The sequence below is a fragment of the Saccharopolyspora halophila genome (genome assembly GCF_039531955.1).
GTDB lineage: Bacteria > Actinomycetota > Actinomycetes > Mycobacteriales > Pseudonocardiaceae > Saccharopolyspora > Saccharopolyspora halophila.
The window spans coordinates 26261-50012 of record NZ_BAAARA010000002.1 but is presented as its reverse complement, the minus strand read 5'-3'; the positions used below and the strand labels follow the sequence as shown (position 1 = coordinate 50012).

Sequence of the window (23752 nt, the reverse complement as noted above, 5' to 3'; positions counted from 1 at the left end):
ATCGACGACGGGCTGCGTTGGGATACACTGAACGCGGACCTCGTGCGGCGTCCATCCTGTGAACTCCCCCAGGGCCGGAAGGCAGCAAGGGTAAGCGGGCTCTGACGGGTGCACGGGGTCCCCTTTACTTTCCGGGGGCTGTCGCACCCTGGTCCGAGTTGTCAGTCCAACCGCGTAGGGTTTCGACCGTGGCGCTCGCCCTCTACCGCAAGTACCGTCCGGCGACCTTCGGTGAGGTCGCCGGGCAGGAACACGTCACCGAGCCGTTGCGCACCGCGCTGGGCGCCGGGCGGATCAATCACGCGTACCTGTTCTCCGGCCCGCGCGGCTGCGGCAAGACCTCCAGCGCGCGCATCCTGGCGCGCTCGCTGAACTGCGCGCAGGGCCCGACCCCGGACCCGTGCGGCGAGTGCGACTCCTGCGTCGCGCTGGCGCCCGAAGGTGGCGGCAGCGTCGACGTCGTCGAGCTCGACGCGGCCAGTCACGGTGGTGTCGACGACACTCGCGAGCTGCGCGACCGGGCTTTCTTCGCGCCCGCGCAGTCCCGGTACCGGATCTTCGTGATCGACGAGGCGCACATGGTCACCCCGCAGGGCTTCAACGCCCTGCTGAAGATCGTGGAGGAGCCGCCGGAACACCTGGTCTTCATCTTCGCGACCACCGAACCGGACAAGGTGCTGACCACCATCCGGTCGCGGACCCACCACTACCCGTTCCGGCTGATGCCGCCCGGTGTGATGCGCGAGCTGGTCGAGCGGATCTGCACCGACGAGGGCGTCCAGGTCGAGCCCGCGGTGTACCCGCTGGTCATCCGGGCCGGTGGGGGATCGGCGCGGGACACGCTCAGCGTGCTCGACCAGTTGCTCGCGGGCGCCGACGAGCGGGGCGTGGCCTACGAGCGGGCCGTCGCGCTGCTCGGGGTGTCCGACGTCACGCTGATCAACGACATGGTCGATGCGCTGGCCGCCGGTGACGCGGCTTCCGTGTACGGGACGGTCGAGCGCCTGGTGGAGGCCGGGCACGACCCGCGGCGCTTCGGTTCCGACCTGCTCGACCGGTTGCGCGACCTGGTGCTGCTCAACTCGGTGCCGGACGCCGCGCAACGCGGTCTGGTGGACGTCGCCGGGGACGAGCTCGCGCGGATGCAGCAGCAGGCCGAGCAGCTCGGCGCGGCGACGCTGTCCCGGTTCGCCGAGATCGTGCACACCGGGCTGTCCGAGATGCGCGGTGCCACCGCGCCCCGGCTGCTGCTGGAGCTGGTGTGCGCGCGGATGCTGCTGCCCGCCGTCGCCGACTCCGAAGCCGCGCTGCTGCAGCGCCTGGAGCGGGTCGAGCGGCGGATGACCATCGCGCCGGGCGCGGAGGCCCCGGCCGAATCCGGTCCGGCTCCGGTGGAGGCTCCCGCGCAGGGCTCGGACGAGGACAAGCCCAAGCGGGTCTTCCAGCGGCCGCACGAGCGCGCGGCCGAATCCGAGCAGCCGGAACCCCCGCAACCGCAGGCCCAGCGGGCTCAGCCGCAGGCGGAGCAGGACCAGCCGCCGCAGGCCGCGCCGGAGCCGCCGCAGGCCGCGGTGCCGGAACGGGCCGCCGAGGCGCCAGCTGCCGAGGCGAAACCGGTTCCAGCCGAGAGCCAGCCGGAAGCGCCGGAGCCACCGGCTCCGCAGCCGCAGGCCGCTGCGGCCTCGGAACCGGCGCCCCGAACCGCCGCCCCTGCCGCTGCCGCGCCGAGCGGGTTCGACGCCGCTGCGGTGCGCCGGGTGTGGACCGATGTGCTGCAGGGCGTGGCCAAGCGCAACCGCCCGACCCAGGCGTTGCTGCTCAACGCCACCGTGCAGGATCTCAACAACGGTGTTCTCGTGCTGTCCATGCCGACACCGGGTCTCGTCAAGCAGCTCGCGCAGCAGCGCAGGCTGGACTTCGTCCGCGAGGCGATGCGCGAGGTCGTCGGCGGGGAGTGGGACATCCAGTGCGTCGAGGCGGGCGCGGCCCCACCGGCCAAGCCCGCGGCGCCGAAGCAGCCGCCCGCGCAGCCGCAGAGCCGGCAGCCGCAGCAGGCACCCGCGCAGCAGCCGAGTTCGAACGGCAGGCCGGGCGGGCAGCAGGGCGGTCAGTCGGGCGGTGCCCGGGGCGACGATCAGCCGCGGGACTCCGCGCAGGCCGGGACCGGCAGCCCCCGGGGCGGTTCGGTTCCGAATCCGCCCGAACCCGACGACATCCCGCCGCCGCCGGAACCGCCGGACGAGGACGTCCCGCCGGACGACGTTCCGCCACCGCAGCCGCAGCGACCCGCACCGGTTCGCGAGCCCGAAAAGCCGGAGGCCCCTGCGGAACCGGACGAGGAGGACCCCGAGGAGATGCTCGCGGGATCCTCGCCGATGGACGCGGTGACCCGTGCGGGGCCGGACCCGGAGAAGGCGGCGGTCGAGCTCATCGAGCGCGAGCTCGGGGGACGTCGGATCGAGGGCTGAACCTCCGGCGGGCCTGCCGAGGTCGTCCTCAACCGCTCAGGTGCCGTGCCAGGAAGTCCAGGGCCTTCGGGTAGGCGTCCAGTCGGTTCCGGCGCTTGGCCAGGCCGTGTCCTTCGTCCTGGTAGACGTGCAGCTCGCACTCCAGGTCGTTGTCGCGCACCGCCGCCACCACCTGTTCGGCCTCGCTGAGCGGGACCCGCGGGTCGTTCGCGCCGTGGATCACGAACAGCGGTGCCGCGATGGCCGAAACCCGGTTCAGCGGGGACGCCGCCCGGAGGAAGTCCGCGTCCTCGGTGAGGCTGCCGTACTCGCGCTCGCGGTGGGCGCGGCGATAGCCCGCGGTGTTGCGCAGGAAGCTCTCCAGCGAGGAGATGCCGACGATGTCCACGCCGGCCGCCCACCGGCCGCTCTGGAAGGCCAGTCCGGCGAGCACCATGTAGCCGCCGTAGGACCCGCCCCACAACGCGACCCGGTCCGGGTCGACGCCGATCGTCGGCAACCAGGCGTGCAGATCGGCGAGGTCGGCCACCGATTCGAGGCGATCACGGGTGTCGTCGGCGGAGTACCAGCGCTTGCCGTACCCGGTCGAGCCGCGCACGTTGGGCACGAGCACGGTGTGCCCGCGCGCGGCGAGCGCCTGCACGATCGGGCTGAACGCGCGCACCGACTGGCTCTCCGGGCCACCGTGGATGATCACCACCGCAGATCCCGCCGTGCGCGAGTCAGGTTCGTGCGGGGCGTAGCGGAAGCACGGGATGGACTCGCCGTCGCGCGCCGGGATGCGGTGCGCGGTGGGCTCGACCGGGTCTTCGCCGGTCAACTGCGCTGCGGAGAACGTCAGCGGGTGGCACCGGCCGGTAGCGGCCTCCACCAGCAGCACGTCGCCGGGCGCGGTGGGCCCGGAGAAGGACAGCGCGACGAACCGCGAGTCGGGTGACCACACCGGAGCGGGCATCGGGTGGCCGCACCAGCCGTCGGTGGGCGGTTCGACGTCGAGGCGGTGCGCACCGGTGCGCGCGTCGTGCAGCGCGAGCCGCGTGGCGCCGTCGTCGTTGGCCTGCACCAGCAGGGTCGCGCCGTCCGGTGAGAGGCTTCCGGACAGGTCGCAGGAGTCCGAGGTCACCAGCGGGTGCCGCCGTCCGCTGCGCGGCTCGAGCAGTTCGATGCGCGTGCGGTCGCTCCCGAAGTCGCTGGTCACGATCAGCCCGGAGGCGTCGGGCAGCCAGTCGAGGTGCAGGTGCCGGGCGGCGGCGCGCCGGTCGGTGAGCTCGCGCAGCGCGTCGGCGCGGGTCTCCGGCATCGTGTCGGCCAGCAGCAGCTGGTCGGACAGCGCGGGCGCGGCGGGCACGGTCAGCGCCGCGTAGCGGCTGTCCGGCGAGACCGCCACCTCGCCGACCAGCCCTCCTCCGTCGTAGAGCACGTGCTCCTCGGTGCTGCGGGCGCTGCGGATGACCACGTCGAAGTCCACGCCGTTGCGCCGGTTGGTCGCGTAGACGATCCGGCCGGGCAGCACGTCCAGCAGCCGGTGCACGTGCTTCGGGTCGTCGACCAGCGGTTCCAGGTCGGCCAGCTCGGCCGGTCCGGTGCGGTCCAGCCGGAGCAGGGACAGCTGGGCGCGCTCGTCGCCGTCGCTGTCGTGCTGGACCACCACCGCGCGCTCGCCGGGCAGGTAGCGGCCGGTCACCGCGCCGGGCAGCGCGGTCAGGTCGGTGCGCTCGCCGTCGGCGAGCTCGACGAGCTGCATCGACCCCGACTCGTCCGAGCCGGCCAGCACCCGTCCGCGGTCGTCCACGTCGAACGCCCGCCAGCCGGTCAGCTCCAGCAACCGCACGATGTCCAGCGTCATCTGATCACCTTTGCACGCGGGAGCGGTCCCGCCCAAGGGTGTGCGCGGACCCGCAGGCGCACGCACCGCAAATCCGGCAGACCGCCGAGCTAGGCTGGGTGTTGTACGTGCCCCGGCGGAGGAGGAACAGCGGTGCAGCCAGGTGGCCAGCCGAACATGCAAGAGATCATGAAGCAGGCGCAGGAGATGCAGCAGCAGCTGCAGACCGCGCAGCAGGAACTCGCCGCCGCCGAGGTCAACGGGACCGCCGGTGGTGGGCTGGTCACCGCGACGGTGACGGGCTCCGGCGAGCTCAAGGGCCTGGTGATCGACCCGAAGGCCGTCGATCCCGAGGACACCGAGACCCTGGCCGACATGGTCGTCGCGGCGGTCCGCGACGCCAACGACTCGGCGCAGGAGCTGATGGCGGAGAAGATGGGACCGCTCGCGGGCGGTCTCGGCGGTGGCATGGGCGATCTCGGCCTGCCGGGTATGTGAGCTGACGAGTGTACGAGGGTCCGGTACAGGATTTGATCGATGAGCTGGGCAGGTTGCCCGGTATCGGTCCGAAGAGCGCGCAGCGCATCGCCTTTCACCTGCTGGCTGCGGAGCCCGCTGATGTGACCCGGTTGCAGGAGGTACTGCAGCAGGTCAAGGAGGGCGTGGTCTTCTGCGGGGTGTGCGGCAACGTCGCCGAGGAGGAGACCTGCCGCATCTGCGCCGACGACCGCCGGGACAAGACGCTGGTCTGCGTGGTCGAGGAGCCCAAGGACGTGCTCGCGGTGGAACGCACCCGCGAGTTCAAGGGCCGCTACCACGTGCTGGGCGGTGCGCTGGACCCGTTGTCCGGGGTGGGCCCGGATCAGTTGCGGGTTCGCGAGCTGCTCGCGCGGATCGGGACCGACGAGATCACCGAGGTGATCATCGCGACCGATCCGAACACCGAGGGCGAGGCGACCGCCACCTACCTGGTGCGGATACTGCGCGACTTCCCTGGCCTGAACGTCACCCGGCTGGCCTCCGGCCTGCCGATGGGTGGCGATCTCGAGTTCGCCGACGAGCTGACGCTCGGCCGCGCGTTGTCCGGACGTCGCGCGCTGTAGCTGCCACGAACGCGGAAGACGCGGATGGCGCAATCGCGCCGAAGCAGGGGCGCTTTCCCGGATTTCCGGGGAGGCGCCCCTGCTTCTCGTTTCGCCGGTGGAGATCTTCGGTCGGGCGGCGCCGATGAGCGTGGTTTTTCCCGTATTTCCCAGCTGGCAGCACTGATCTTGCCAGTTGCGGTGAGCTATCCCAGCTGTTCGCAGGTGCTGGCGATGCCCGAAAGGCCCAGTTTCTAAGGATCGCCTAAGTAGCAGGATCGTAACCTTGTGTGTTCCATCGACATCCGTTCGAGGGTTACTCTCATCGCCACTCTGCTGCCTTCCGGACAAAATGGGTGGTACATCCAATGAGAGAAGCTCGATCGGGGCAGCGGCGCGCACCACGCGCGCTGCGCCGAGCTCTGACCGCAGGCATCGCACTGACCACGGCCGTTTCCTTGGCGGGCTGCGCGGAATCGCAGCGCGGAGCCGGAGGTGGCGAAGGCGGCACCCTCACCTTCGGCGCGGCCGGTGCTCCCGACCTGTTCGACCCGTTCTACGCCTCGGACGGTGAGACCTTCCGGATCACCCGGCAGATCACCGAGGGCCTGGTCGGGTTCAAGCCCGGTACGGCCGACGTGGAACCCGAGCTGGCCACCGGCTGGGAGGAGACCCCGGACGGCAAGACGTGGACCTTCGACCTGCGCGAGGGCGTGAAGTTCCACGACGGCACCGATTTCAACGCCGACGCGGTCTGCAAGAACTTCGAGCGCTGGTACCACCAGACCGGTGCTGGGCAGAACAACGCGCTGTCCTACTACTGGATCGAGAACTTCGGCGGGTTCGCCGACGGCGAGAAGCCCTCGCTCTACGAGAGCTGCGAGGCTCCGGACCCGACAACCGCGGTGATCAACCTGACCCGCGCGACCTCGAAGTTCCCCGACATGCTGGGACTTCCGTCGTTCTCCATGCAGTCGCCCGCGGCGATGGAGAAGTACAACGCCAACGACGTCAAGGCGCAGGGCGACAGCTTCGTCTACCCCGAGTACGCCAGGTCGCACCCGACCGGCACCGGCCCGTTCGAGTTCGAGTCCTACGACCAGTCCAACGGCAGCATCAAGCTGGTGCGCAACGAGAACTACTGGGGCGACAAGGCGAAGGTCGGCGAGCTGATCTTCCGCATCATCCCGGACGAGACGGTCCGCAAGCAGGAGCTGGAATCCGGCTCCATCGACGCCTACGACTTCCCGAACCCCGCCGACATCAAGTCGCTGCGCGACTCGGGCAACGAGGTCAAGGTCCGCGATCCGTTCAACATCATGTACCTGGGGATCACCCAGAAGAACAACCCGGCGCTGCGAGACCTGCGGGTGCGCAAGGCGCTGGCCCACGCGGTGGACAAGCAGACGCTGGTCAAGGCGAACCTCCCGGAGGGCGCCAAGGCCGCGACCCAGTTCTACCCGGAATCGGTCGACGGCTACGCCGATGACGTGCAGCGGTACGAGCACGACCCGGCCAAGGCCAAGCAGCTGCTGGCCGAGGCGGGGCAGCAGGACCTGACGGTGAACTTCTACTGGCCCACCCAGGTCACCCGGCCCTACATGCCCGACCCGCGGGGCATCTACAACGCCCTGGCCGAGGACCTCAAGGAAGCGGGCATCGAGGTCAAGCCGGTGAGCAAGCCGTGGAACGGCGGTTACATCGACGACGTGGACAACAGCAAGGCCGACCTCTTCCTGCTCGGCTGGACCGGTGACTACAACACGCCGGACAACTTCATCGGCACCTTCTTCGGCACGACCACCAACCGCTTCTACACCGAGGCCTCGCCCTGGGGCGCGGAGCTGGCCGACCGGCTCAAGAAGGCCGATGGCGAGCCGGACGAGACCAAGCGCAACGAGATGTACCAGGACATCAATCGGGACCTGATGTCGAAGTACCTGCCCGCGATCCCGCTTTCGCACTCGCCGCCGGCGATCGTGACCAGCCCGCGGGTTCAGGGTCTGGTGACCTCCCCGCTGACCGCCGAGGAGTTCGCTTCGGTGAGCGTCTCGGATCAGTGAGTTCCGGGCGGGTCCGCGCGCTGAACCCGGCGCGCGGACCCGCGTTTCGCCCGCAACGGGGGTTTCCACTTGCTCCGCTACACCATTCGGCGGCTGGGACAACTCGTCCTGGTCGTCTTCGTGCTGTCGATATTGCTCTTCGGCTGGCTCCGAATGCTGCCCGGCGGGCCGGTTTCGGCGCTGCTCGGCGACCGCGCCACACCCGAGGCCCGGGCCAGCCTGGAAGCCGCGCTCGGCCTCGACCAACCGCTCTACGTGCAGTACTTCAAGTTCCTGGGTCGCGCGATCACCGGCGACTTCGGGACCTCCACCGGGGTGCAGCGCGGTGACCCGGCGCTGGAGGTCTTCCTCACCCGGTTCCCGGCGACCCTGGAACTGTCCATCTTCGCGCTGCTGCTGGCGGTGCTGATCGGCATCCCGATGGGTTATCTCGCCGCGCGGCGCCGGGGCGGCTGGCTGGACAACATCAGCATCAGCTGGTCGCTGGTCGGCGTGGCCGTGCCGGTGTTCTTCCTCGCCTTCCTGCTGAAGTTCGTGTTCGCCATCCAGCTCGGCGTGCTGCCCGCCTCCGGGCGCCAGGACGTCGGCATCGACGCGACCCGGGTCACCGGCTTCTACGTCCTCGACGGGCTGCTGACCCGCGAGTGGGACGCGTCGTGGAACGCGTTGGTGCACTTGATCCTTCCCGCGATCGCGCTGTCCACCATCCCGTTCGCGGTGATCTTCCGGATCACCCGCGCGGCGGTGCTGGACGTGATGGACGAGGACTACGTGCGCACCGCGCGCGCGAAAGGCCTTGCGGGGATGGTGATCCGGCGACGGCACATCCTGCACAACGCGATGCTGCCGGTGGTCACCACGATCGGGCTGCAGACCGGTGCGCTGCTGGCGGGAGCCGTGCTGACCGAGCGGGTGTTCAACATCCCCGGTGTCGGGCAGGCGGTCGCGGTCGGCTTCGAGCGCAAGGACTTCCCGGTGCTGCAGGTGGTCATCCTGGCCTCGGCGATGGTGTACGTCCTGGTCAACCTGGTGGTCGACCTCTCGTACGCGCTGATCGACCCACGACTGCGGACACGGTGAGGCGGATGGTGCTCAACACTGCGCGCAAGGAGAAGGTCGACGAGCTGGCCGGGACGGCGTCCGATGCCGGGGTGAGCCTGGCCGCGTCGGCGTGGCGGAGGTTGCGCCGCAACCCGGTCTTCCTCGTCGGTGCGACCGTCATCGTGCTGTTCGTGCTGCTGGCGGTCTCGGCGCCGCTGCTGGCGCCGCACGATCCCGGTCTGCGATTGCTGGAGGACCAGGTCTCCCGGGCGGACAACGCGATTCCCCCCGCGCAGCCCGGATTTCCGCTCGGCGGCGATCAGTACGGGCGCGATCTGCTGTCCCGCCTGCTGCTCGGTTCGCAGCAGACGCTGCTCGTCGCGGTGCTCGCCACCGTCATCGGGCTCGGCGGCGGGCTGGTGCTCGGCGTGCTGGCGGGCGCCTTCGGCGGCTGGGTGGACGCGCTCGTGATGCGCATCGCCGATGTCATGCTGTCGGTTCCCTCGCTGCTGCTGGCGGTTTCGATCGGTGCGCTGTTCGTGCAGCAGACCCAGTTCACCGTGATCCTGGCGGTGGCGATCGTGCAGGTGCCCATCTTCGGGCGGTTGCTGCGCGGAACCATGCTGGCCCAGCGCGCCAGCGATCACGTGCTGGCCGCGCGGGCGCTGGGCGTGAAGGAGAGCTCGATCGTGTTCCGGCACATGCTGCCCAACGCGCTCGGCCCGGTCGTCGTGCAGGCCACGCTGGTGCTGGCGGTGGCCATCATCGACGCGGCGGCGCTGTCCTTCCTGGGCTTGGGCGCGGCCGACGACTCGGTCCCGGAATGGGGACAGATGCTCGGCCGGGCGCAGGGCGTCATCGATTCGCACCCGCAGCTGGCGTTCTGGCCCGCGAGCTGCATCATCCTGGTCGCGTTCGGCTTCACGCTGGTCGGTGAGTCGCTGCGCGACGCGCTGGACCCGAAACGCCGGCGCTGAGGGGGAGGAGCCCAATGGCACTGCTGGAAGTCCGCGACCTCTCGGTGGTTTTCGCGAGCAAGGGCGAGCCACCGGTGACTGCGGTGGACGGGATCTCCTTCGACGTGGAGCCGGGGCAGACCGTCGGCCTGGTCGGCGAGTCCGGCTGCGGCAAGTCGGTGACCTCGCTGGCGATCATGGGGCTGCTGCCCTCGCGCGGTGCGGAGGTCTCCGGCGCGGTGCGGTTCGACGGCACCGATCTGCTCGAGCTGCCCGGCAAGGAGCTCGACGCCCGCCGGGGCAAGGACCTGGGGATGGTCTTCCAGGACCCGCTGACCTCGTTGAACCCGGTGGTTCCCATCGGGTTGCAGGTCTCGGAGGTCATCGAGCGGCACCGCGGGTTGTCCCGCAAGGAAGCGATGCCCGAGGCCGAGCACCTGCTCGAGCGGGTCGGTATCCCGGACCCGAACCGGCGGCTCAAGGAGTTCCCGCACCAGCTCTCCGGCGGGATGCGCCAGCGCGCGCTGATCGCCACGGCGCTGGCCTGCAAGCCGCGGTTGCTCATCGCCGACGAGCCGACGACCGCGCTGGACGTGACCATCCAGGCGCAGATCCTCAAGCTGCTCGCGGACCTGGTGGCCGAGACCGACACCGCGCTGATCATGATCACGCACGATCTCGGCGTGGTCGCGGGGCTGTGCGACGAGGTCAACGTGCTCTACGCCGGTCGCGTGGTGGAGCGCGCCCAGCGGCACGAGCTGTTCGCTCGCCCCAAACATCCCTACACCGCAGGTCTGTTGGCCTCGGTGCCGCGGCTGGACTCGCCGCGCGGGCAGCAGCTCACGCCGATCGACGGCTCGGTGGCCGACAACATCCCTTGGGACGCGGGCTGCGCCTTCTGCCCGCGCTGCCCGAACGCCCTGGACGTGTGCGAGCGGCAGACCCCCGAGGTCAGCGTCGACGTGAGCGGCAGGCTGCTGCGCTGCCACAACCCGGTCCGGGAGTCGATGACGAACACGATGGAGGCGTCTTGAGCGACATGACCGACGCGGTTGCCGGCGACGACGTGCTGGTCGAACTCGACGACCTCGAGGTGCACTTCCCGATCAAGCGCGGAGTGGTGCTGGACCGCACCGTGGGCCACGTCTACGCCGTGGACGGGATCTCGCTGCGCATCAACCGCGGCGAGACCTACGGCCTGGTCGGCGAATCCGGTTGCGGGAAGTCGACTCTCGGCCGCGCGGTGCTGCGGCTGGAGAAGCCAACCGGGGGCAAGGTGATGTTCGAGAACACCGACCTGTCCGGGATGAAGGGCGAGAAGCTGCGGCGGATGCGGCAGCGGATGCAGATGCTCTTCCAGGACCCGCTGTCCTCGCTGGACCCGCGCCAGTCCGTGGAGGCGCTGCTGGTCGAGGGCATGCGCGCGCACGGCCTGGCCAGGGACAAGGGTGCCACGGACGAGCGGCTGCGGGAGCTGCTCTCGGCGGTCGGCCTGCCGTCCACGGCGCTGCGCAAGTACCCGCACGAGTTCTCCGGCGGGCAGCGCCAGCGCATCGGCATCGCACGCGCCCTGTCGGTGGGCCCGGAACTGGTGGTCGCCGACGAACCGGTCTCCGCGCTGGACGTGTCGGTGCAGGCCCAGGTGCTCAACCTCCTCGAGGGCCTGCAGGCCGACTTCGGGCTGACCTACCTGGTCATCGCGCACGACCTCGCGGTGGTGCGGCACATCGCCGACCGGGTCGGGGTGATGTACCTGGGCGGCATCGTCGAGGAGTCGGCATCGGACACGTTGTACACCGAACCGCTGCACCCGTACTCGAAGGCGCTGCTGTCGGCGGTTCCGGTCCCGGACCCGGCCGTGGAGGACGACCGCGAGCAGATCCTGCTCTCCGGTGATCTGCCCTCGCCCGCGAACCCGCCGTCGGGGTGCCGGTTCCACACGCGCTGCCCGTGGCGGCAGGCCACCCGTTGCGGGACGGAGCGCCCGGTCCTGCGCGAGCTCGCACCGGGGCACCGGGTCGCCTGCCACTACGCCGAGGAGATCCGCGACGGCGAGATCCAGCCGAACACCGCGGTCGAGCCCGCCACCGCGTGAACCCGAGGGCTCACTCGGAAGCGTCCGGCTCGAAGGCTCGCGAAGCCGGCCGGGCATGGGTGAGAGCCTCGTCCTCCTCGCCGGGTGCGCGTGTTTCGGCGCGATTCCCGAGCGGTTCGCTTGACGTCCACTTAGGATGCTTGGTGTGCGGTACAGCGGTGCTTTGCGGTGCTCGGCTTGCGAGCACCGGGCGATTCTGGAGCGGGACACGGCAGATCGACTGGTCTCCGAAGGCGCGGGCGAGCTGGTGAGCTTCGAATGCCCGGAGGGCAACGGTGTGCACGTCTGCAACCCGGACTTCGAACAAGGCGCCCAGCCCACCGGCTAGCCCGCGAGATATTTCAGTGTGAGCTTCCGGCGCCCGAGATGTCCGCACAGTTTTAGGCATAACTGTCACCAGCACGAGTCTCGCGGTGGGGTGGTGGGGCTTCGTGCTTGCCGATGGGTTTCGTTGGGTTCGGCCGTTGCTTCGGGGTTCAGGTCGGGATCGGTTCGGGGTGCGCGGGTTCCTTGGCCGCGGGGCGGATGCGGCCGAGGCTGCCCAGGAGCACTCCGGTGACCACCACGGCGCCCGCGGCCAGTTCGATCCAGTGCGGGGTCTCGTCGAGCAGGAGCCAGGCCAGGGTGAAGCCGAAGACCGGTACCAGCAGGGAGAACGGGGCTACCGTGCTCGCCGGGTAGCGGCCGAGCAGCGTGGTCCACACGCCGGAACCGACCACGGTCGCCAGCAGCACGGTGTAGACCAGCCCGCTCAGCGCGATGATCCCGCTGGTGGTGCTGAACATCGTGGTCAGCGCGTGCCAGCCCGCGCCCGGTCCTTCGAACACCGCGGACAGCGCGAACATCGGCAGCGGCGGGACGATCGCGATCCACAGCGTCAGGTGCAGCGGGTTCGGCGCCTCGGCCTTGCGGCTGGACAGGTTGCCCAGCGCCCAGGAGAACGCGCCCGCCAGCGTCAGCAGCATCGGCAGCAGCGTCGCGCTGTGCGCGCGGTGCCACCCGATGACGACCATGCCCAGCACCGCGGTGCAGATGCCCAGCAGCTGCACCGGGGTGAGCCGTTCGCGCAGCAGCAGCGCGCCGAGCAGCACGGTGAACGGTGCCGAGCTCTGCAGCACCAGCGAGGCCAGCCCGGTCGGCATGCCCGCTTGCAGCGCGAGGAACAGGAACGCGAACTGCCCGGTCGCGAAGCCCAGGCCGTAGCCGATCAGCCAGCGCCACTTCACCTGCGGCCGCGGCACGAACAGCAAGACCGGCAGCAGCACCGCGAACCGCAGCGCGGCGAAGAAGAACGGCGGGAAGTGCCCGAGCCCCCAGTCCAGAGCGATGAAGTTCGATCCCCAGAGGGCGGCGACGGTCACGGCGAGCAGGCGGTCCTTCTTGGTCACGAGCTCACCCTGCCGCGCGTCATTTGTGAAGCACAAGCAATATTATCTGCAAGAACTATGTAGAATTCCTGCATGGACGTTCGCAGGCTGAGGCTGCTCCGCGAGCTCGCCGACCGGGGGACGGTGACCGCGGTCGCCGAGGCCCTCTCCTACACGCCGTCGGCGGTGTCCCAGCAGATTCGCGCGCTGCAGACCGAGGTCGGCGTGCCGTTGACCGAGCCGGCGGGCCGCGGCCTGCGGCTCACCGACGCGGGTTGGTCGCTGGCCGCCCGCGCGGACGAGATCCTGGCCGCGCTGGACCGCGCGGAAGCCGAGCTGGACACCTACCGCTCCAGCCCGCGCGGTGTGGTGCGCGTGGCGTCGTTCCCCTCGGCCGCGCTGCTGTTGCTGCCCGGGCTGCTGCGCAGGATGGCCGAGCACCCGAAGGTGCGGCTGGAGTGCCGGGACATCGACATGGCGCCGACCGAGGTGCCGCGGCTGACCGCCGACTTCGACCTCGTCGTGACGCACCGCGACGATCACGCCCCGCCCTTCGACGACCGGCGGATGGAGATCACCCCGCTGCTGCGCGAGCCGCTCGACGTCGCACTGCCGCCCGGGCACCCGCTCGCGGACCGGGAACGCGTCGAGCTCACCGAGCTGGTGCGCGAGCCCTGGCTGAGCGTGGACATCGGGTTCCCGGTCGACGACGTGCTGCGTTCCCTCGCGGTGCGCACCGGGGCGCGGCCGCAGGTGATCCAGCGGATCAACGACTTCCGGGTGATCGAGGCGCTGGTCGCCGACGGGCACGGCATCGCCCTGCTGCCGCGGCATTCGACCGAGGGCACCCGGCTGGTGCTGCGGCCGCTCGCGGGGGTGCGGGCTGGCCGCAACATCGAGGTGGTCTCGCGGCGGGGCGCCACCGAGCACCCGGCCGTGCAGGTTGCGCTCGAGGCGTTGCTCGCCGAGGCCGCCGTGGTCGTGGAGGGATCAGGTTGAGGTGGCGAAGCCGCCGGCCCGGTCGACCAGCCGCGCCAGATCCTCGGCCTCGTCGGCGGTGAACACCAGGGTGTCGCCGCGCGGGAGCACGACCGCGACGCGGTCGCCGAGGACGAGCACCGTGGTGTCGGCGTCCGCGGGCGCGGCGCACCTGATGCGCCAGCGGAGCATTTCCGTCGGATCCTCGGTCGGCCACATGTTCACCTCGACACTGCTGTTTTCCGCAGTGACTGAACAGGGCCCGGAGCGCGGTAGCAAGTATCGTCGCTCGTTCGAGTGGGAGGCTTCCGGGCAGCGGAAGCGGGTGGAGCGGGAAAGCGGCGCGGTCCCCGACTGTGATCCCCTATCGCCGGCCGCTTCCCCACGTCCTGTTTCCCCAGGGGCCGCCGTGCATCCCCGGCGTTGTCCATGCTGCCCCGGCCGGGCGCGGCGCAATACCGACTTTGGTCGAGCGAGTTGACCGGATCCGGTCGGCGCTGCGGGACGACCTGGGTGCTCGAACCAGGGATCACCCGGATTCGGTGACCGATCGCACAGGAGAGCCTCGAATTCGCGCGGCGTTATGTCCGTCCGTGGGGCGGGGCTGTCGCGTGTGTCGAAAAGCAGCGGAAGTTCGGGCGTTTCGCCGCGATCGTGCCGCCGGTCGACCGGACCTGTCCCGGTTCGGATCCGTACCCTGGCTATCGGCTGCGTGCGAGGCGTGCGACGTCCCCGACCCGAACGGACCCACATGATCGAATGGCTGGACACGATTCCATCGGGACTGATCTACCTGGTGGTCGCGTTGATCATCGGGCTGGAGAGCATCGGTATTCCGCTGCCCGGTGAGATCTTGCTGGTCAGTTCCGGGGTGGCGGCATCGCACGGCGTCGTCGACCCCGTCCTGCTGGGCGTGCTCGCGGCGACCGGCGCGATCATCGGCGACTCCATCGGCTACGCGGTCGGCAAGCGCTGGGGGCGTGGCCTGCTGCAGTGGCTGGGGCGCAAGATGCCCAAGCACTTCGGCCCCAAACCGGTCGCGCAGGCCGAGCGGCTCTTCGAGCGCTGGGGCGCGTGGGCGGTCTTCGGCGGACGCTTCGTCGCCCTGCTGCGCATCCTGGCGGGCCCGCTGGCGGGCACGCTCGACATGCCCTACCGCAAGTTCCTGCTGGCCAACGCCACGGGCGGTATCGCGTGGGCCGGGTCGGTGACCACGCTGGCCTACCTCTTCGGCCTCGTCGCGGGGCAGTGGTTCCACCGGTTCTCCTGGGTGGCCCTGCTGTTCGCGGTCGTCTTCGCCTGGCTGGCCGCCCGGGTCATCCAGAAGCGCGTCGCGCGAGCCGATGAAGAGGAGCAGGAAGCCGGCGAGACCGCGTCCACCCATTGAGGGCGTTTCCAGCGTGGGATTTGCGCGGCGGTGCGGGTGGCCGGTTCTGCCGCGGCGCCGGTTGAGTCCCGCACCTGAAACAGCGGCTACCGCCGCATGCTGCGAGATCTCCTGAAGCACCCACGAAGCGGGGCGGTCCGGAATCCGGACCGCCCCGCTTCGTGGGTGCGGAAGGTCAGCGGTTGGCGCGGTTGACCGCGGAGACCACCGCTTCCAGCATCGCGACGATGGTGGAGGTGTTCACGCCCACGCCCCAGAAGACCTCGTCGCCGACGGCGCACTCCAGGTAGGCCGCGGCTCGGGCGTCATCGCCGGAGGTCAGGGCGTGCTCGTGGTAGTCCAGGACGCGCACGTCGTAGCCGACCGTGGTCAGCGCGTCGACGAACGCGGAGACCGGCCCGTTGCCGTGCCCGGTGATCTCGCGCTCCTGCCCGTCGACCACGACGCTGGCGTGGATGGTCTCGTCGCCGGCCTCGCCCGCCGAGCGCTGGCGCACCAGCTTCAGCGGGGCGTCGGCCTGCAGGTACTCGGTGGAGAACGCGTCCCACATCACCGCCGGGGCGACCTCGCCGCCCTCGGAATCGGTGTAGTCCTGCACGACCTTGGAGAACTCGATCTGCAGCTTGCGCGGCAGCTCCAGCTGGTGCTCGGTCTTCATCACGTAGGCCACGCCGCCCTTGCCGGACTGCGAGTTGACCCGGATCACCGCCTCGTAGGAGCGGCCGACGTCCTTCGGGTCGATCGGCAGGTACGGGACCTCCCACGGGTGCTCGTCGAGCGGGGTGCCCGCCTGCGCGGCCTCGGCGCGCAGCGCGTCCAGGCCCTTGTTGATGGCGTCCTGGTGGCTGCCCGAGAAGGCCGTGTAGACCAGCTCACCGCCCCACGGGTGCCGCTCCGGCACCGCCAGCTGGTTGCAGTGCTCGACGGTGCGCTTGATGTAGTCCAGGTCGGAGAAGTCGATCTGCGGGTCGACGCCCTGGCTGAACAGGTTCATGCCCAGCGCCACCAGGTCGACGTTGCCGGTGCGCTCGCCGTTGCCGAACAGGCAGCCCTCGATGCGGTCGGCGCCGGCCTGGTAGCCCAGCTCGGCGGCGGCGATGCCGGTCCCGCGGTCGTTGTGCGGGTGCAGCGAGAGGATCACCGAGTCGCGGCGGGCCAGGTTGCGGTGCATCCACTCGATCGAGTCGGCGTAGACGTTCGGCGTGGCCATCTCGACCGTGGCGGGCAGGTTCAGGATCACCGGCTTCTCGGGCGTGGGCTGCAGGATCTCGGTGACCGCGTCGCAGATCTCCACCGCGTAGGACAGCTCGGTGCCGGTGTAGGACTCCGGCGAGTACTGGAACCGGAAGTCGGTGTCCGGGTACTTCGCCGCCAGCTCCTTGACCGTCTCGGCGCCGGACGTGGCGATCTTCTTGATCCCCTCGCGCTCCTCGCGGAAGACCACGCGGCGCTGCAGGATCGAGGTCGAGTTGTAGAAGTGCACGACCGCCTTCGACACGCCCTCCAGCGCTTGGAAGGTCCGCTCGATCAGCTCCGTGCGGCACTGGGTGAGCACCTGGATGCGCACGTCGTCCGGGACGGCGCCGTCCTCGATGATCTCCCGGACGAAGTCGAAGTCGGTCTGGCTGGCCGCCGGGAACCCGACCTCGATCTCCTTGAAGCCCATCTGCACCAGCAGCTCGAACATGCGGCGCTTGCGCGCGGGCGACATCGGGTCGATCAGGGCCTGGTTGCCGTCGCGCAGGTCGACGGCGCACCACAGCGGGGCGCGGCTGATCCGCGCGTCCGGCCAGGTGCGGTCCGGCAGGGATACGTCCTCGACCAGCTCGTGGAACGGGCGGTAGCGGTGGACGGGCATCGAGCTGCCCTGCTGCGGGTTCCACGGCGCCTGGTCGGCGGGTGCGGGCTTGGAAGGCTTGGTCACCCGGCCGGAAAACGGGGCCTGGGCGTCTGGGGAATTGCTGCTCATCAGAGTGGTTCTCCTGGTCGCTTGCCGGTTCGGTGCTGACGACCGGCGCGTTCGAACCCCGCGACGAGGGGCCGGTCTAGGAGACCCCGTCGCGGCGGCGAAGCAGGAGAACGCGAGCCACGAGGCCTAGACTAACCGCATCGCGGGTCCGGTGTGCAAGCATCCTGTCCGGATCGTGGGAACGGTCCCGGGTTGCGAGTCGGTAATGACTCTGGGGTGATCCGGGCTCGGCGTGTCAAACTGTGATCGTGGCCGAACATGCTCGAAGCGACGCGCGCGAGGGCGGCTTGAGCCGCGCCGACGCCAGGCGGATGTGGGGACGCTCGGTCGACGTGCTGACCCGGGTCGTCCGCATCGCGGGCTCGGTCTGCGCAGCCCTGCTGGCGATCCACGTGGTGTTCACGCTCGGCGGCGCGAACCCGGACAACGGCATCACCGAGTTCGTGGCGAGCGCGGCCGACACTCTCGCGCTCGGTTTCCAGGACCTGTTCATGCCCGCGGACCCGCAGCTGGAGGTGCTGGTCAACTACGGGACGGCCGCGCTGTTCTGGCTGGTGATCACGGGCATCGCGACGAGGATCCTCACCTCCCTCCGGTGAGTCGTGCCCTCGGCCGAACGGGTGTGACCCATCTCGTGATGTGACGCGGGTGTCGATCGGCCGAGCGGAGAACGGGGAGCCGGGAGAATCGGCGACGACCCGATGAGTCGCTCGGTGTGGAGCGCACGCCCGTTGCGAAGGGATGGCGGTTGAGCACCGGCGCGCTCCCCAGAATCGAAGTTCCCGCGTGGCTGCGGCGCATGCTGCGCCCGGTCGCGATCCCGACCGACTGGACGCGGGTGTCGGCCGCGGCCATCGGCATCGGCCTGCCTCAGGTGCTCGGCCTGCTCATCGGGCGCGGCGACATCGCGATGCTGGTCTCGATCGGTGCGCTGTGCGCCTCGTTCTCCGATGTCACCGGCTCGTACGGATACCGGTTGCGCCGGTTGAGCGTGGCCGCCGTGCTCGGCGCCGCGGGCTTCGCCGCCGGGGTGGCGGCGCCCGGACCGTGGTGGGCCGCGGCGGTCGTGCTGCTGGTCGCGGTGCCCTCGGCGCTGTCCAGCAAGCTGGGCGAGCTGTGGTCGTCCGGCGGCGCGCACATGCTGACCTTCTGCATCGTGGCCACCGGCGATCACTCCGCGCTGCCGCCGGTCGAACAGGTCGGCTGGTTCCTGGCCGGCGAGGTGCTGCTGCTGGTGCTGGCGGCCGCGACCTGGCCGCTGCGCCGCGCCGCCCCGGCGCGGGGCGCGGTCGCCGACATCTTCGTCGCGGTGCGGCGGATGTTCGACGCCGACTCCACGATCGCCGCGCGCCAGCAGCTGACCAGGTCCCTCGACACGGCGCACGACGTGCTCCTCGGCGGCGCGTCGATGTCGCGCAGCCGCGTCCGCGACCGGCTGTACCTGATCTACCAGCGGTCCAACTCGGTGGTGGAGGCCGCGGTGTCGGTGGCCCACGCCGGGATCACCCCGCCGCAGCGCACTCGCGATGCGCTCGACGCGCTCGCGCACGCCACGCGCACCGGTGAGGCCCTCCCGCCGTACCGGCCCGCCGACTCGGGCTCGCCGCTGCTGCGGGCGTTGGACGAGAGCATCGCCGAGCTCACCGAGACCGTCAGCCAGGGCCGCCGGGCGCAGGGGATCGCGCGGCGGGCCGGGCCGCGGCTGAGCTTCGGCTCCACCGTCTGGTGGCAGACCCTGCGAATGGTGCTGTGCCTGGCCGCGGCCGAGGGGATCGGGCTGCTGTTCGGGCTGGACCAGGCCTACTGGATCGCGATGACCACCGCGCTGGTGTTGCGCCCGAACTCCGGTTCGGTCTTCGCCCGCACCGTGCTGCGCGCGCTGGGCAGCATCCTGGGCGTTGCGGTGGCGGTCGGGCTGCTGGCGCTGGTGCCTGCCGGCTGGTGGACGGTGCTGTTCATCGTCCTGCTGGCCGGCAAGCTGCCGACCGCGCTGAGCAGGCACTACGGGTTGTTCAGCGCGGTGATCACGGCGCTGGTGCTGCTGCTGATGAGCCAGGAGCGGTTGTACTACCCGCAGGCCCGGCTGGTGGACACCCTGATCGGCTGCGCGATCGTGCTGGTGGTCGGCTTCCTGCTCCGCCAGGTGCACGCCGGGCCTTCGCTGCGCGACGGGTTCGCCGACGCGGTCGAGTCGGTCACCGACTACGTCTCCCGCTCGCTGGCCGGTGCCGAGCAGGGGCGTTCAGCGCTGCGCCGCCGCACCTACCGACAGCTCGCCGAGCTGCGCTCCAGGCTCCAGCAGCGGCTGATGAGCCCGCACGGCGCGTCCGAGGCGGAGGCGTGGTGGCCCGCGATCATCCTGCTGGAGCGCGTGATCGACGCCGCCACCGAGCAGGCGGTGCGCGGCGACACCGACGATCAGCAACACACCCAGCTGCTGGTGTCGACCATGCGCACGATCAACCGCCGGCTGCGCGCCGGATCCGAGGTCGGTCCGGATGACCTGCGCGCGGAGCTGGAGGCGGTCTACCGGCGCATCACCGAGGCGTGACCGCGTGGTGCTGACAGTTCTGCCTAAAACTGTGAAGAGGCTCGCGCCCGGGACGTCCGGACAGTTCTAGGAGATTTCGTGCAGCGCTGAGTGCAGCTGTTCGGCCGCATGCCAGACGTCGACGTGCGAGAGCCAGGTCGGCGGGAAGTGCAGCCGCAGCAGGTCGGGGTCGGCGCATTCGGTCAGCACTCCCCGGTCCGACAAGGCGTCGGCGAGGCGCTGGGCCTTGGGGTGGCGGAGGCAGACCTGGGCGCCGCGGGGCGTGCCGGGCGCCGGTTCGGAGATCTCGATCGCCGCCTCGGCGCAGAACTCCGAGACCTGTTCGACGAACAGCTCCACCAGACCGCGCGCCTTGGCCGCCAGCGCCCCGGCCGGGACTCCGTCGAGGATGGACAGCACCGTGCGCAGCTCGGTGGCCGCCAGTGCCGCGGCCGGGCCCGCGAAGGGCTCGGCCAGCGGGTGCCGGGACTCCGGAGGTCCGCCGAGGTACCGATCCGCGACGAAGCTGTAGGACGGGGCCGTCGCGCTGCCGCCGAGGTACTTGTAGCCGCAGCCGATGGCGAAGTCGGCGTTCCAGCCGTGCAGGTCCACGTCCAGCGCGCCCGCCGAGTGGGTCAGGTCCCACAGCGCCAGCGCGCCGTGCCGGTGGATCTCGGCGGTGATCGCGGCGGCGTCGCGCTCCGCGCCGGTGCGCAGGTCGGCGTGCGACAGGGCCACCGCCGCCACCCGGTCCATCGGCAGCTCGGCGAGCCGGTCGGTGTCGTCGATCAGCACCAGTTCGCCGCCGATGTGCTCGGCGGCCGAACGGGCCAAGCAGCGGTCGGTGGGGAAGCAGTCGCGTCCGACCGCCAGGATCGTCCGGTCGGGGCGCAGCCGAGCGGCCGCCACCAGGGCCTTGAACAGGTTGATCGAGGTCGACTCCGCGATGGTGATCTCACCGGTGTCGGCGCCGAGCAGCGGCGCGAGCGCACCGGCCGCGAGCCGGGCCTCCCGCCGCCATTCGGACTCGCCCTGCGAGCGACCGCTGCGCGGTTCCCAGCGGTGCTGGACGAACCGGCGCAGTCGCGCGGGCGAGGTGCGCGGCAGCGGACCGCCGCTGTAGCCGTCCAGGCGGATCAGACCCGGGTGGATGTCGTAGCGCAGGCGCAGTCCAGCGAGCACGTCGGCGTCATCGAGCGCTTCCGCAGTCGTTCTGATACTCGTCCACACGAGTGAAGTCATACCGCATCGGAGAACGCCATGTAATGGGGACAGGCATCAATGATCGAATTTCCGATGTGCTGATCATGCTCCTGGCGGACCGGGAATGAGCCGTTCAGTGGCAACGCGTGAGTAGGTTGCTGTTGCTCGCCCGCTTCAGCTCAACAGCGAGGCGCACTGCCGGCACGTCCGGGCCGACAGCATCAGCGCCCCGTGCGCGATGACCGTGCACCCCGCGATGATCAGCAGCAGCGGCCAGGGTCCCGGGAGTTCGGTGACCAGGGCGATCGTGGTGGTCGGCATCGCCAGGCCCGCCACGGTGGCGCTCCAGCCCAGCACCGCGGGCAGCCGGTCCGGGACCGAGAGGCGCTGGGTGAGCAGCAGCGCGGCCACGCCCATCAGCACCGTGCTGATCCCTATCCCGATCAGCAGCTGCACCGTCTCCGGCGGCGTGACGTAGCCGTCGTGACCGAGCGTCCAGGCCAGCCGCCACCCTCCGAGCAGCGCGGGCATGGTCAGCAGCAGCCAGAACGCGGTGCGCCGGGTCTGGGCGACGGTCAGCTCCCGCTGGCAGCCCGGGGCGAGCTCGGCGGGCGTGCCGAACTCGCGCAGCGCCTCGGCCACCGCCTCGGAGCGCGGCTTGCCCGCGTCGAGGTGCGCGGCGACGCAGTCGTCCAGGCCGTCGCGGATCTCGTCGAGCAGCCGTTCCTTGGTCCGGGCCGGGCCGCGCAGCTCCGCGGCGAGCTCCGCGACGTAGCGGTCGATGGGGTTCACAAGCCGCTCCCCGGCCCGTCACCCCGCACTGCGTCCGCCTTCATAACTCGGGAGCCTAATGCCTGTCGCCCAATTCGTCCTGCCTGGCGGTAAGACCGGCGGGCAGGACGGCTCTCCGCTGCGGATTCCGGTCCTCGCGAGTCCGCTCAGAACGCCGGGGTGGACCAGGAACCGGTGAAGACGATCTCGTCGAGCGACTTGCGGGCGCGCGGACGGGTCTCCTTGGTGCGCAGCCCTTCGTCGGCGTCGGCGAGGTCGCCCAGAGCGCCCACCGCGATGGCCACCGTCGGTTCGAAGTCCGCGGGTACGTCGAACTCGGCGCGGGCTGCTTCGCGGTCGAAGCCGGCCATCTGGTGGCCGTGCAGCCCCTCGGCCTCGGCCTGCAGGACGAGGTTCTCGGCGGCCAGGCCCAGGCCGTACTCGCCGTAGGGCATCGGCTCGCCCTCGTCGTCGAGCTTGCGCGCCACGCCGATGACCAGCATCGCTGCGTTGCCCGCCCAGCCCTTGTTGCCCCGGGAGAGGACGCCGAAGATGCGGTCGAAGGTGGGTTCGCCGCGGCGAGCGGCGATGAACCGGGCCGGTTGGGTGTTGCCCCAGGAAGGCGCCCAGCGGGCTGCCTCGAACAGCGCGGTGAAGGTGCGGTCGTCGATGGTCGTCGCGGGATCCAGCACCCGAGGGCTCCACCGCTGCGCCAGCAGGGCGTGCACGGGAACGGCCGTATCCGCGGACTTGTCCGGCCGAGAAACCAGCTCGTCCTCAGCGGTCACCGGTACCTCCTAGATCGCGTATTGCCAGGCGGTCAACGAGTACGCGCCCAGCCAGGAGCCGAAGAACACCAGCAGTACCGCGGTCGTCGCGGCCGTCGGTCGCCGCCGCTTGGCCAGCCCGATGGCGACCGGGATGAGCAGCGGGAAGGCCGGCAACATCAACCGCACCTTCGAGTACATCAGTCCGTCCGACCCGAGGTCCAGCGCCACGACGGCCGCGGCGAACAGCACCAGCGGCCAGGGCATGCGCTGGCGCACGCACACCACCAGCAGCACGAGCGCAGCAAGCACCACCCAGACGGTGAAGGTCTCGAACACCGAGCGCTGCTGGGTGAGCGTCTCCAGGACGAACTTGCCGGTGGACGCGCCGCCGTCGAAGGCCGAGGACCAGCCGCGCTGCTGCAGCTCGAAGTACCCGTTGAGCGCACCGGTCTGCAATCCGACCCAGCCGACGTAGAGCAGCATCCCGGTCGGCGCGAGGAGTATCGCCAGCCAGGGCCACCACGCGTCGCGCCGCTGGACGATCGCCACGATCGCGGCCAGCCCGACCACGCCGATCAGCGCCGCCGCGGTGGGCCGGACCAGTCCGGCGGCCGCGCAGCACAGGCCGGCGAGCGTCCAGTTGCGCTCCACCACGCCGATCAGCGCCCAGATGGACAGCGCGCAGAACAGCGCCTCGGAGTAGGCCATCGACAGCACCACGGACATCGGCGCCGCGGCGAACAGCACGACCAGCAGCAGCCCGGCCGTGCGCGAGCCGCCGATGCGCTCGCCGAGCCGCGCCAGCCCGTAGGCGGCGAACACGCCGCAGATCAGGCTGACGATGACCGCGGCGCCGGTGGTCGTGATCCCCGGGAGGATCTGCACCGCCATGATCAGCAGCGGGTAGCCGGGGAAGAACGCGAGCGGGGTCTCCGGATAGCGGTTGCCGAACCCGTCGACCATGCTCGGGTCGACGCCGCCGTAGCCGTGCGCGGCGATCTCGGTGTACCACTGCCCGTCCCAGGCGCGCAGGTTCTCCACGACCGTCTGATCGTTCGCGGTGGAGAGCCAGGTCAGCACCAGCAGACCCACCAGGCGCACTGCGAGGTACACCACAGCCGGTGCGAGCGCGATGATCGTCCGACGCTGCCGCGGGGTGCCGAAATCAGTCGTTGGCAGCCGCGATGAGCTGTATCGTTTCCGCTGCGTAGCCGTTGCGTTCCCGGCGCCGTCGCGGGGTGGTTCCA

General features: G+C 70.6%; 21 protein-coding genes and 1 other RNA gene. 14 read left to right on the top strand and 8 right to left on the bottom strand.

What is annotated here, in order from left to right; genetic code table 11:
- Positions 1-32 precede the first annotated feature (32 nt).
- An RNA gene (gene ffs, locus ABD289_RS03085) (signal recognition particle sRNA small type) lies at positions 33-127 on the top strand.
- Between the two features lie 61 nt (positions 128-188).
- Entirely contained in the window at positions 189-2468 is a 2280-nt protein-coding gene (locus tag ABD289_RS03080) for a DNA polymerase III subunit gamma and tau (protein ID WP_344126279.1), read from the top strand.
- A gap of 28 nt (positions 2469-2496) precedes the next feature.
- Here ABD289_RS03080 and ABD289_RS03075 read toward each other — a convergent pair whose 3' ends face one another.
- On the bottom strand, positions 2497-4314 hold the full coding sequence (locus tag ABD289_RS03075) for an alpha/beta hydrolase family protein (protein WP_344126277.1): 1818 nt from the start codon (positions 4312-4314) through the stop codon (positions 2497-2499).
- A gap of 156 nt (positions 4315-4470) precedes the next feature.
- On the opposite strand from ABD289_RS03075, the gene ABD289_RS03070 reads away from it, so the two are divergent.
- The 8 genes from ABD289_RS03070 (at position 4471) to ABD289_RS03035 (ending at position 11858) form a co-directional block, all read left to right on the top strand.
- Complete coding sequence (locus ABD289_RS03070) at positions 4471-4791, top strand: YbaB/EbfC family nucleoid-associated protein (RefSeq protein WP_344126275.1); 321 nt, start codon at positions 4471-4473, stop codon at positions 4789-4791.
- A gap of 8 nt (positions 4792-4799) precedes the next feature.
- Positions 4800-5396 carry a recombination mediator RecR gene (recR, locus tag ABD289_RS03065; RefSeq protein WP_344126273.1) on the top strand — a complete coding sequence of 199 codons (597 nt, stop codon included), beginning with the start codon at positions 4800-4802 and terminating at the stop codon, positions 5394-5396.
- A 347-nt stretch (positions 5397-5743) separates the two neighbouring features.
- The gene (locus ABD289_RS03060; RefSeq protein WP_344126270.1) at positions 5744-7438 is read left to right on the top strand and encodes an ABC transporter substrate-binding protein; all 1695 of its coding nucleotides are present in this window, start codon (positions 5744-5746) and stop codon (positions 7436-7438) included.
- Between the two features lie 69 nt (positions 7439-7507).
- Positions 7508-8518: an ABC transporter permease gene (locus ABD289_RS03055; protein ID WP_344126268.1), complete on the top strand. Its 1011-nt coding sequence runs from the start codon at positions 7508-7510 to the stop codon at positions 8516-8518.
- Between the two features lie 5 nt (positions 8519-8523).
- A complete protein-coding gene (locus ABD289_RS03050) occupies positions 8524-9456 on the top strand; it encodes an ABC transporter permease (protein ID WP_344126266.1) in 933 nt (310 codons plus the stop codon).
- A gap of 14 nt (positions 9457-9470) precedes the next feature.
- Positions 9471-10469: an ABC transporter ATP-binding protein gene (locus tag ABD289_RS03045; protein WP_344126263.1), complete on the top strand. Its 999-nt coding sequence runs from the start codon at positions 9471-9473 to the stop codon at positions 10467-10469.
- A gap of 5 nt (positions 10470-10474) precedes the next feature.
- On the top strand, positions 10475-11530 hold the full coding sequence (locus ABD289_RS03040) for an ABC transporter ATP-binding protein (RefSeq protein ID WP_344127110.1): 1056 nt from the start codon (positions 10475-10477) through the stop codon (positions 11528-11530).
- A gap of 145 nt (positions 11531-11675) precedes the next feature.
- Complete coding sequence (locus ABD289_RS03035) at positions 11676-11858, top strand: hypothetical protein (protein WP_344126261.1); 183 nt, start codon at positions 11676-11678, stop codon at positions 11856-11858.
- Positions 11859-12006: 148 nt separating this feature from the next.
- Here the strand turns inward: ABD289_RS03035 and ABD289_RS03030 are convergent, their stop codons facing one another.
- Entirely contained in the window at positions 12007-12918 is a 912-nt protein-coding gene (locus tag ABD289_RS03030; protein ID WP_344126257.1) for an EamA family transporter, read from the bottom strand.
- 72 nt (positions 12919-12990) lie between these two features.
- Here ABD289_RS03030 and ABD289_RS03025 point away from each other — a divergent pair, with 72 nt between their 5' ends.
- Positions 12991-13896, top strand: a complete 906-nt coding sequence (locus tag ABD289_RS03025) for a LysR family transcriptional regulator (RefSeq protein ID WP_344126255.1) — start codon at positions 12991-12993, stop codon at positions 13894-13896.
- Here ABD289_RS03025 and ABD289_RS03020 read toward each other — a convergent pair.
- Positions 13888-14067 (bottom strand): hypothetical protein, encoded by a 180-nt coding sequence (locus tag ABD289_RS03020; RefSeq protein WP_344126252.1) that lies wholly within the window; start codon positions 14065-14067, stop codon positions 13888-13890. The two genes, ABD289_RS03025 and ABD289_RS03020, sit on opposite strands and share 9 nt — an antisense overlap.
- A 559-nt stretch (positions 14068-14626) precedes the next feature.
- Between ABD289_RS03020 and ABD289_RS03015 the strand changes: the two genes are divergently transcribed.
- The gene (locus ABD289_RS03015) at positions 14627-15262 is read left to right on the top strand and encodes a DedA family protein (RefSeq protein ID WP_344126249.1); all 636 of its coding nucleotides are present in this window, start codon (positions 14627-14629) and stop codon (positions 15260-15262) included.
- A gap of 175 nt (positions 15263-15437) precedes the next feature.
- On the opposite strand, the gene leuA is transcribed toward ABD289_RS03015, so the two are convergent.
- Positions 15438-17231: a 2-isopropylmalate synthase gene (gene leuA / locus ABD289_RS03010; protein ID WP_344126247.1), complete on the bottom strand. Its 1794-nt coding sequence runs from the start codon at positions 17229-17231 to the stop codon at positions 15438-15440.
- Positions 17232-17479: 248 nt separating this feature from the next.
- Between leuA and ABD289_RS03005 the strand changes: the two genes are divergently transcribed.
- A complete protein-coding gene (locus tag ABD289_RS03005) occupies positions 17480-17830 on the top strand; it encodes a hypothetical protein (protein WP_344126245.1) in 351 nt (116 codons plus the stop codon).
- 149 nt (positions 17831-17979) lie between these two features.
- Positions 17980-19782 carry an FUSC family protein gene (locus ABD289_RS03000; protein WP_344126243.1) on the top strand — a complete coding sequence of 601 codons (1803 nt, stop codon included), beginning with the start codon at positions 17980-17982 and terminating at the stop codon, positions 19780-19782.
- A 66-nt stretch (positions 19783-19848) separates the two neighbouring features.
- On the opposite strand, the gene ABD289_RS02995 is transcribed toward ABD289_RS03000, so the two are convergent.
- The 4 genes from ABD289_RS02995 to ABD289_RS02980 form a co-directional block, all read right to left on the bottom strand.
- The gene (locus ABD289_RS02995) at positions 19849-20991 is read right to left on the bottom strand and encodes an aminotransferase class V-fold PLP-dependent enzyme (protein WP_344126241.1); all 1143 of its coding nucleotides are present in this window, start codon (positions 20989-20991) and stop codon (positions 19849-19851) included.
- A gap of 147 nt (positions 20992-21138) precedes the next feature.
- Positions 21139-21756: a permease prefix domain 1-containing protein gene (locus tag ABD289_RS02990; RefSeq protein WP_344126239.1), complete on the bottom strand. Its 618-nt coding sequence runs from the start codon at positions 21754-21756 to the stop codon at positions 21139-21141.
- 146 nt (positions 21757-21902) lie between these two features.
- Positions 21903-22523, bottom strand: coding sequence for a nitroreductase family protein (locus ABD289_RS02985; RefSeq protein ID WP_344126237.1), 621 nt, complete (start codon positions 22521-22523; stop codon positions 21903-21905).
- 9 nt (positions 22524-22532) lie between these two features.
- Positions 22533-23606 carry a hypothetical protein gene (locus ABD289_RS02980; RefSeq protein WP_344126235.1) on the bottom strand — a complete coding sequence of 358 codons (1074 nt, stop codon included), beginning with the start codon at positions 23604-23606 and terminating at the stop codon, positions 22533-22535.
- Positions 23607-23752 lie beyond the last annotated feature (146 nt).

What these genes read in the sequence shown, in the direction of transcription:
- ABD289_RS03075 (WP_344126277.1), bottom strand. Translation starts at nt 4,314, where the DNA reads ATGACGCTGGACATCGTGCGGTTGCTGGAGCTGACCGGCTGGCGGGCG.
- ABD289_RS03070 (WP_344126275.1), top strand. Translation starts at nt 4,471, where the DNA reads ATGCAAGAGATCATGAAGCAGGCGCAGGAGATGCAGCAGCAGCTGCAG.
- ABD289_RS03060 (WP_344126270.1), top strand. Translation starts at nt 5,744, where the DNA reads ATGAGAGAAGCTCGATCGGGGCAGCGGCGCGCACCACGCGCGCTGCGC.
- ABD289_RS03050 (WP_344126266.1), top strand. Translation starts at nt 8,524, where the DNA reads ATGGTGCTCAACACTGCGCGCAAGGAGAAGGTCGACGAGCTGGCCGGG.
- ABD289_RS03045 (WP_344126263.1), top strand. Translation starts at nt 9,471, where the DNA reads ATGGCACTGCTGGAAGTCCGCGACCTCTCGGTGGTTTTCGCGAGCAAG.
- ABD289_RS03040 (WP_344127110.1), top strand. Translation starts at nt 10,475, where the DNA reads ATGACCGACGCGGTTGCCGGCGACGACGTGCTGGTCGAACTCGACGAC.
- ABD289_RS03025 (WP_344126255.1), top strand. Translation starts at nt 12,991, where the DNA reads ATGGACGTTCGCAGGCTGAGGCTGCTCCGCGAGCTCGCCGACCGGGGG.
- ABD289_RS03020 (WP_344126252.1), bottom strand. Translation starts at nt 14,067, where the DNA reads ATGCTCCGCTGGCGCATCAGGTGCGCCGCGCCCGCGGACGCCGACACC.
- ABD289_RS03015 (WP_344126249.1), top strand. Translation starts at nt 14,627, where the DNA reads ATGATCGAATGGCTGGACACGATTCCATCGGGACTGATCTACCTGGTG.
- leuA (WP_344126247.1), bottom strand. Translation starts at nt 17,231, where the DNA reads ATGAGCAGCAATTCCCCAGACGCCCAGGCCCCGTTTTCCGGCCGGGTG.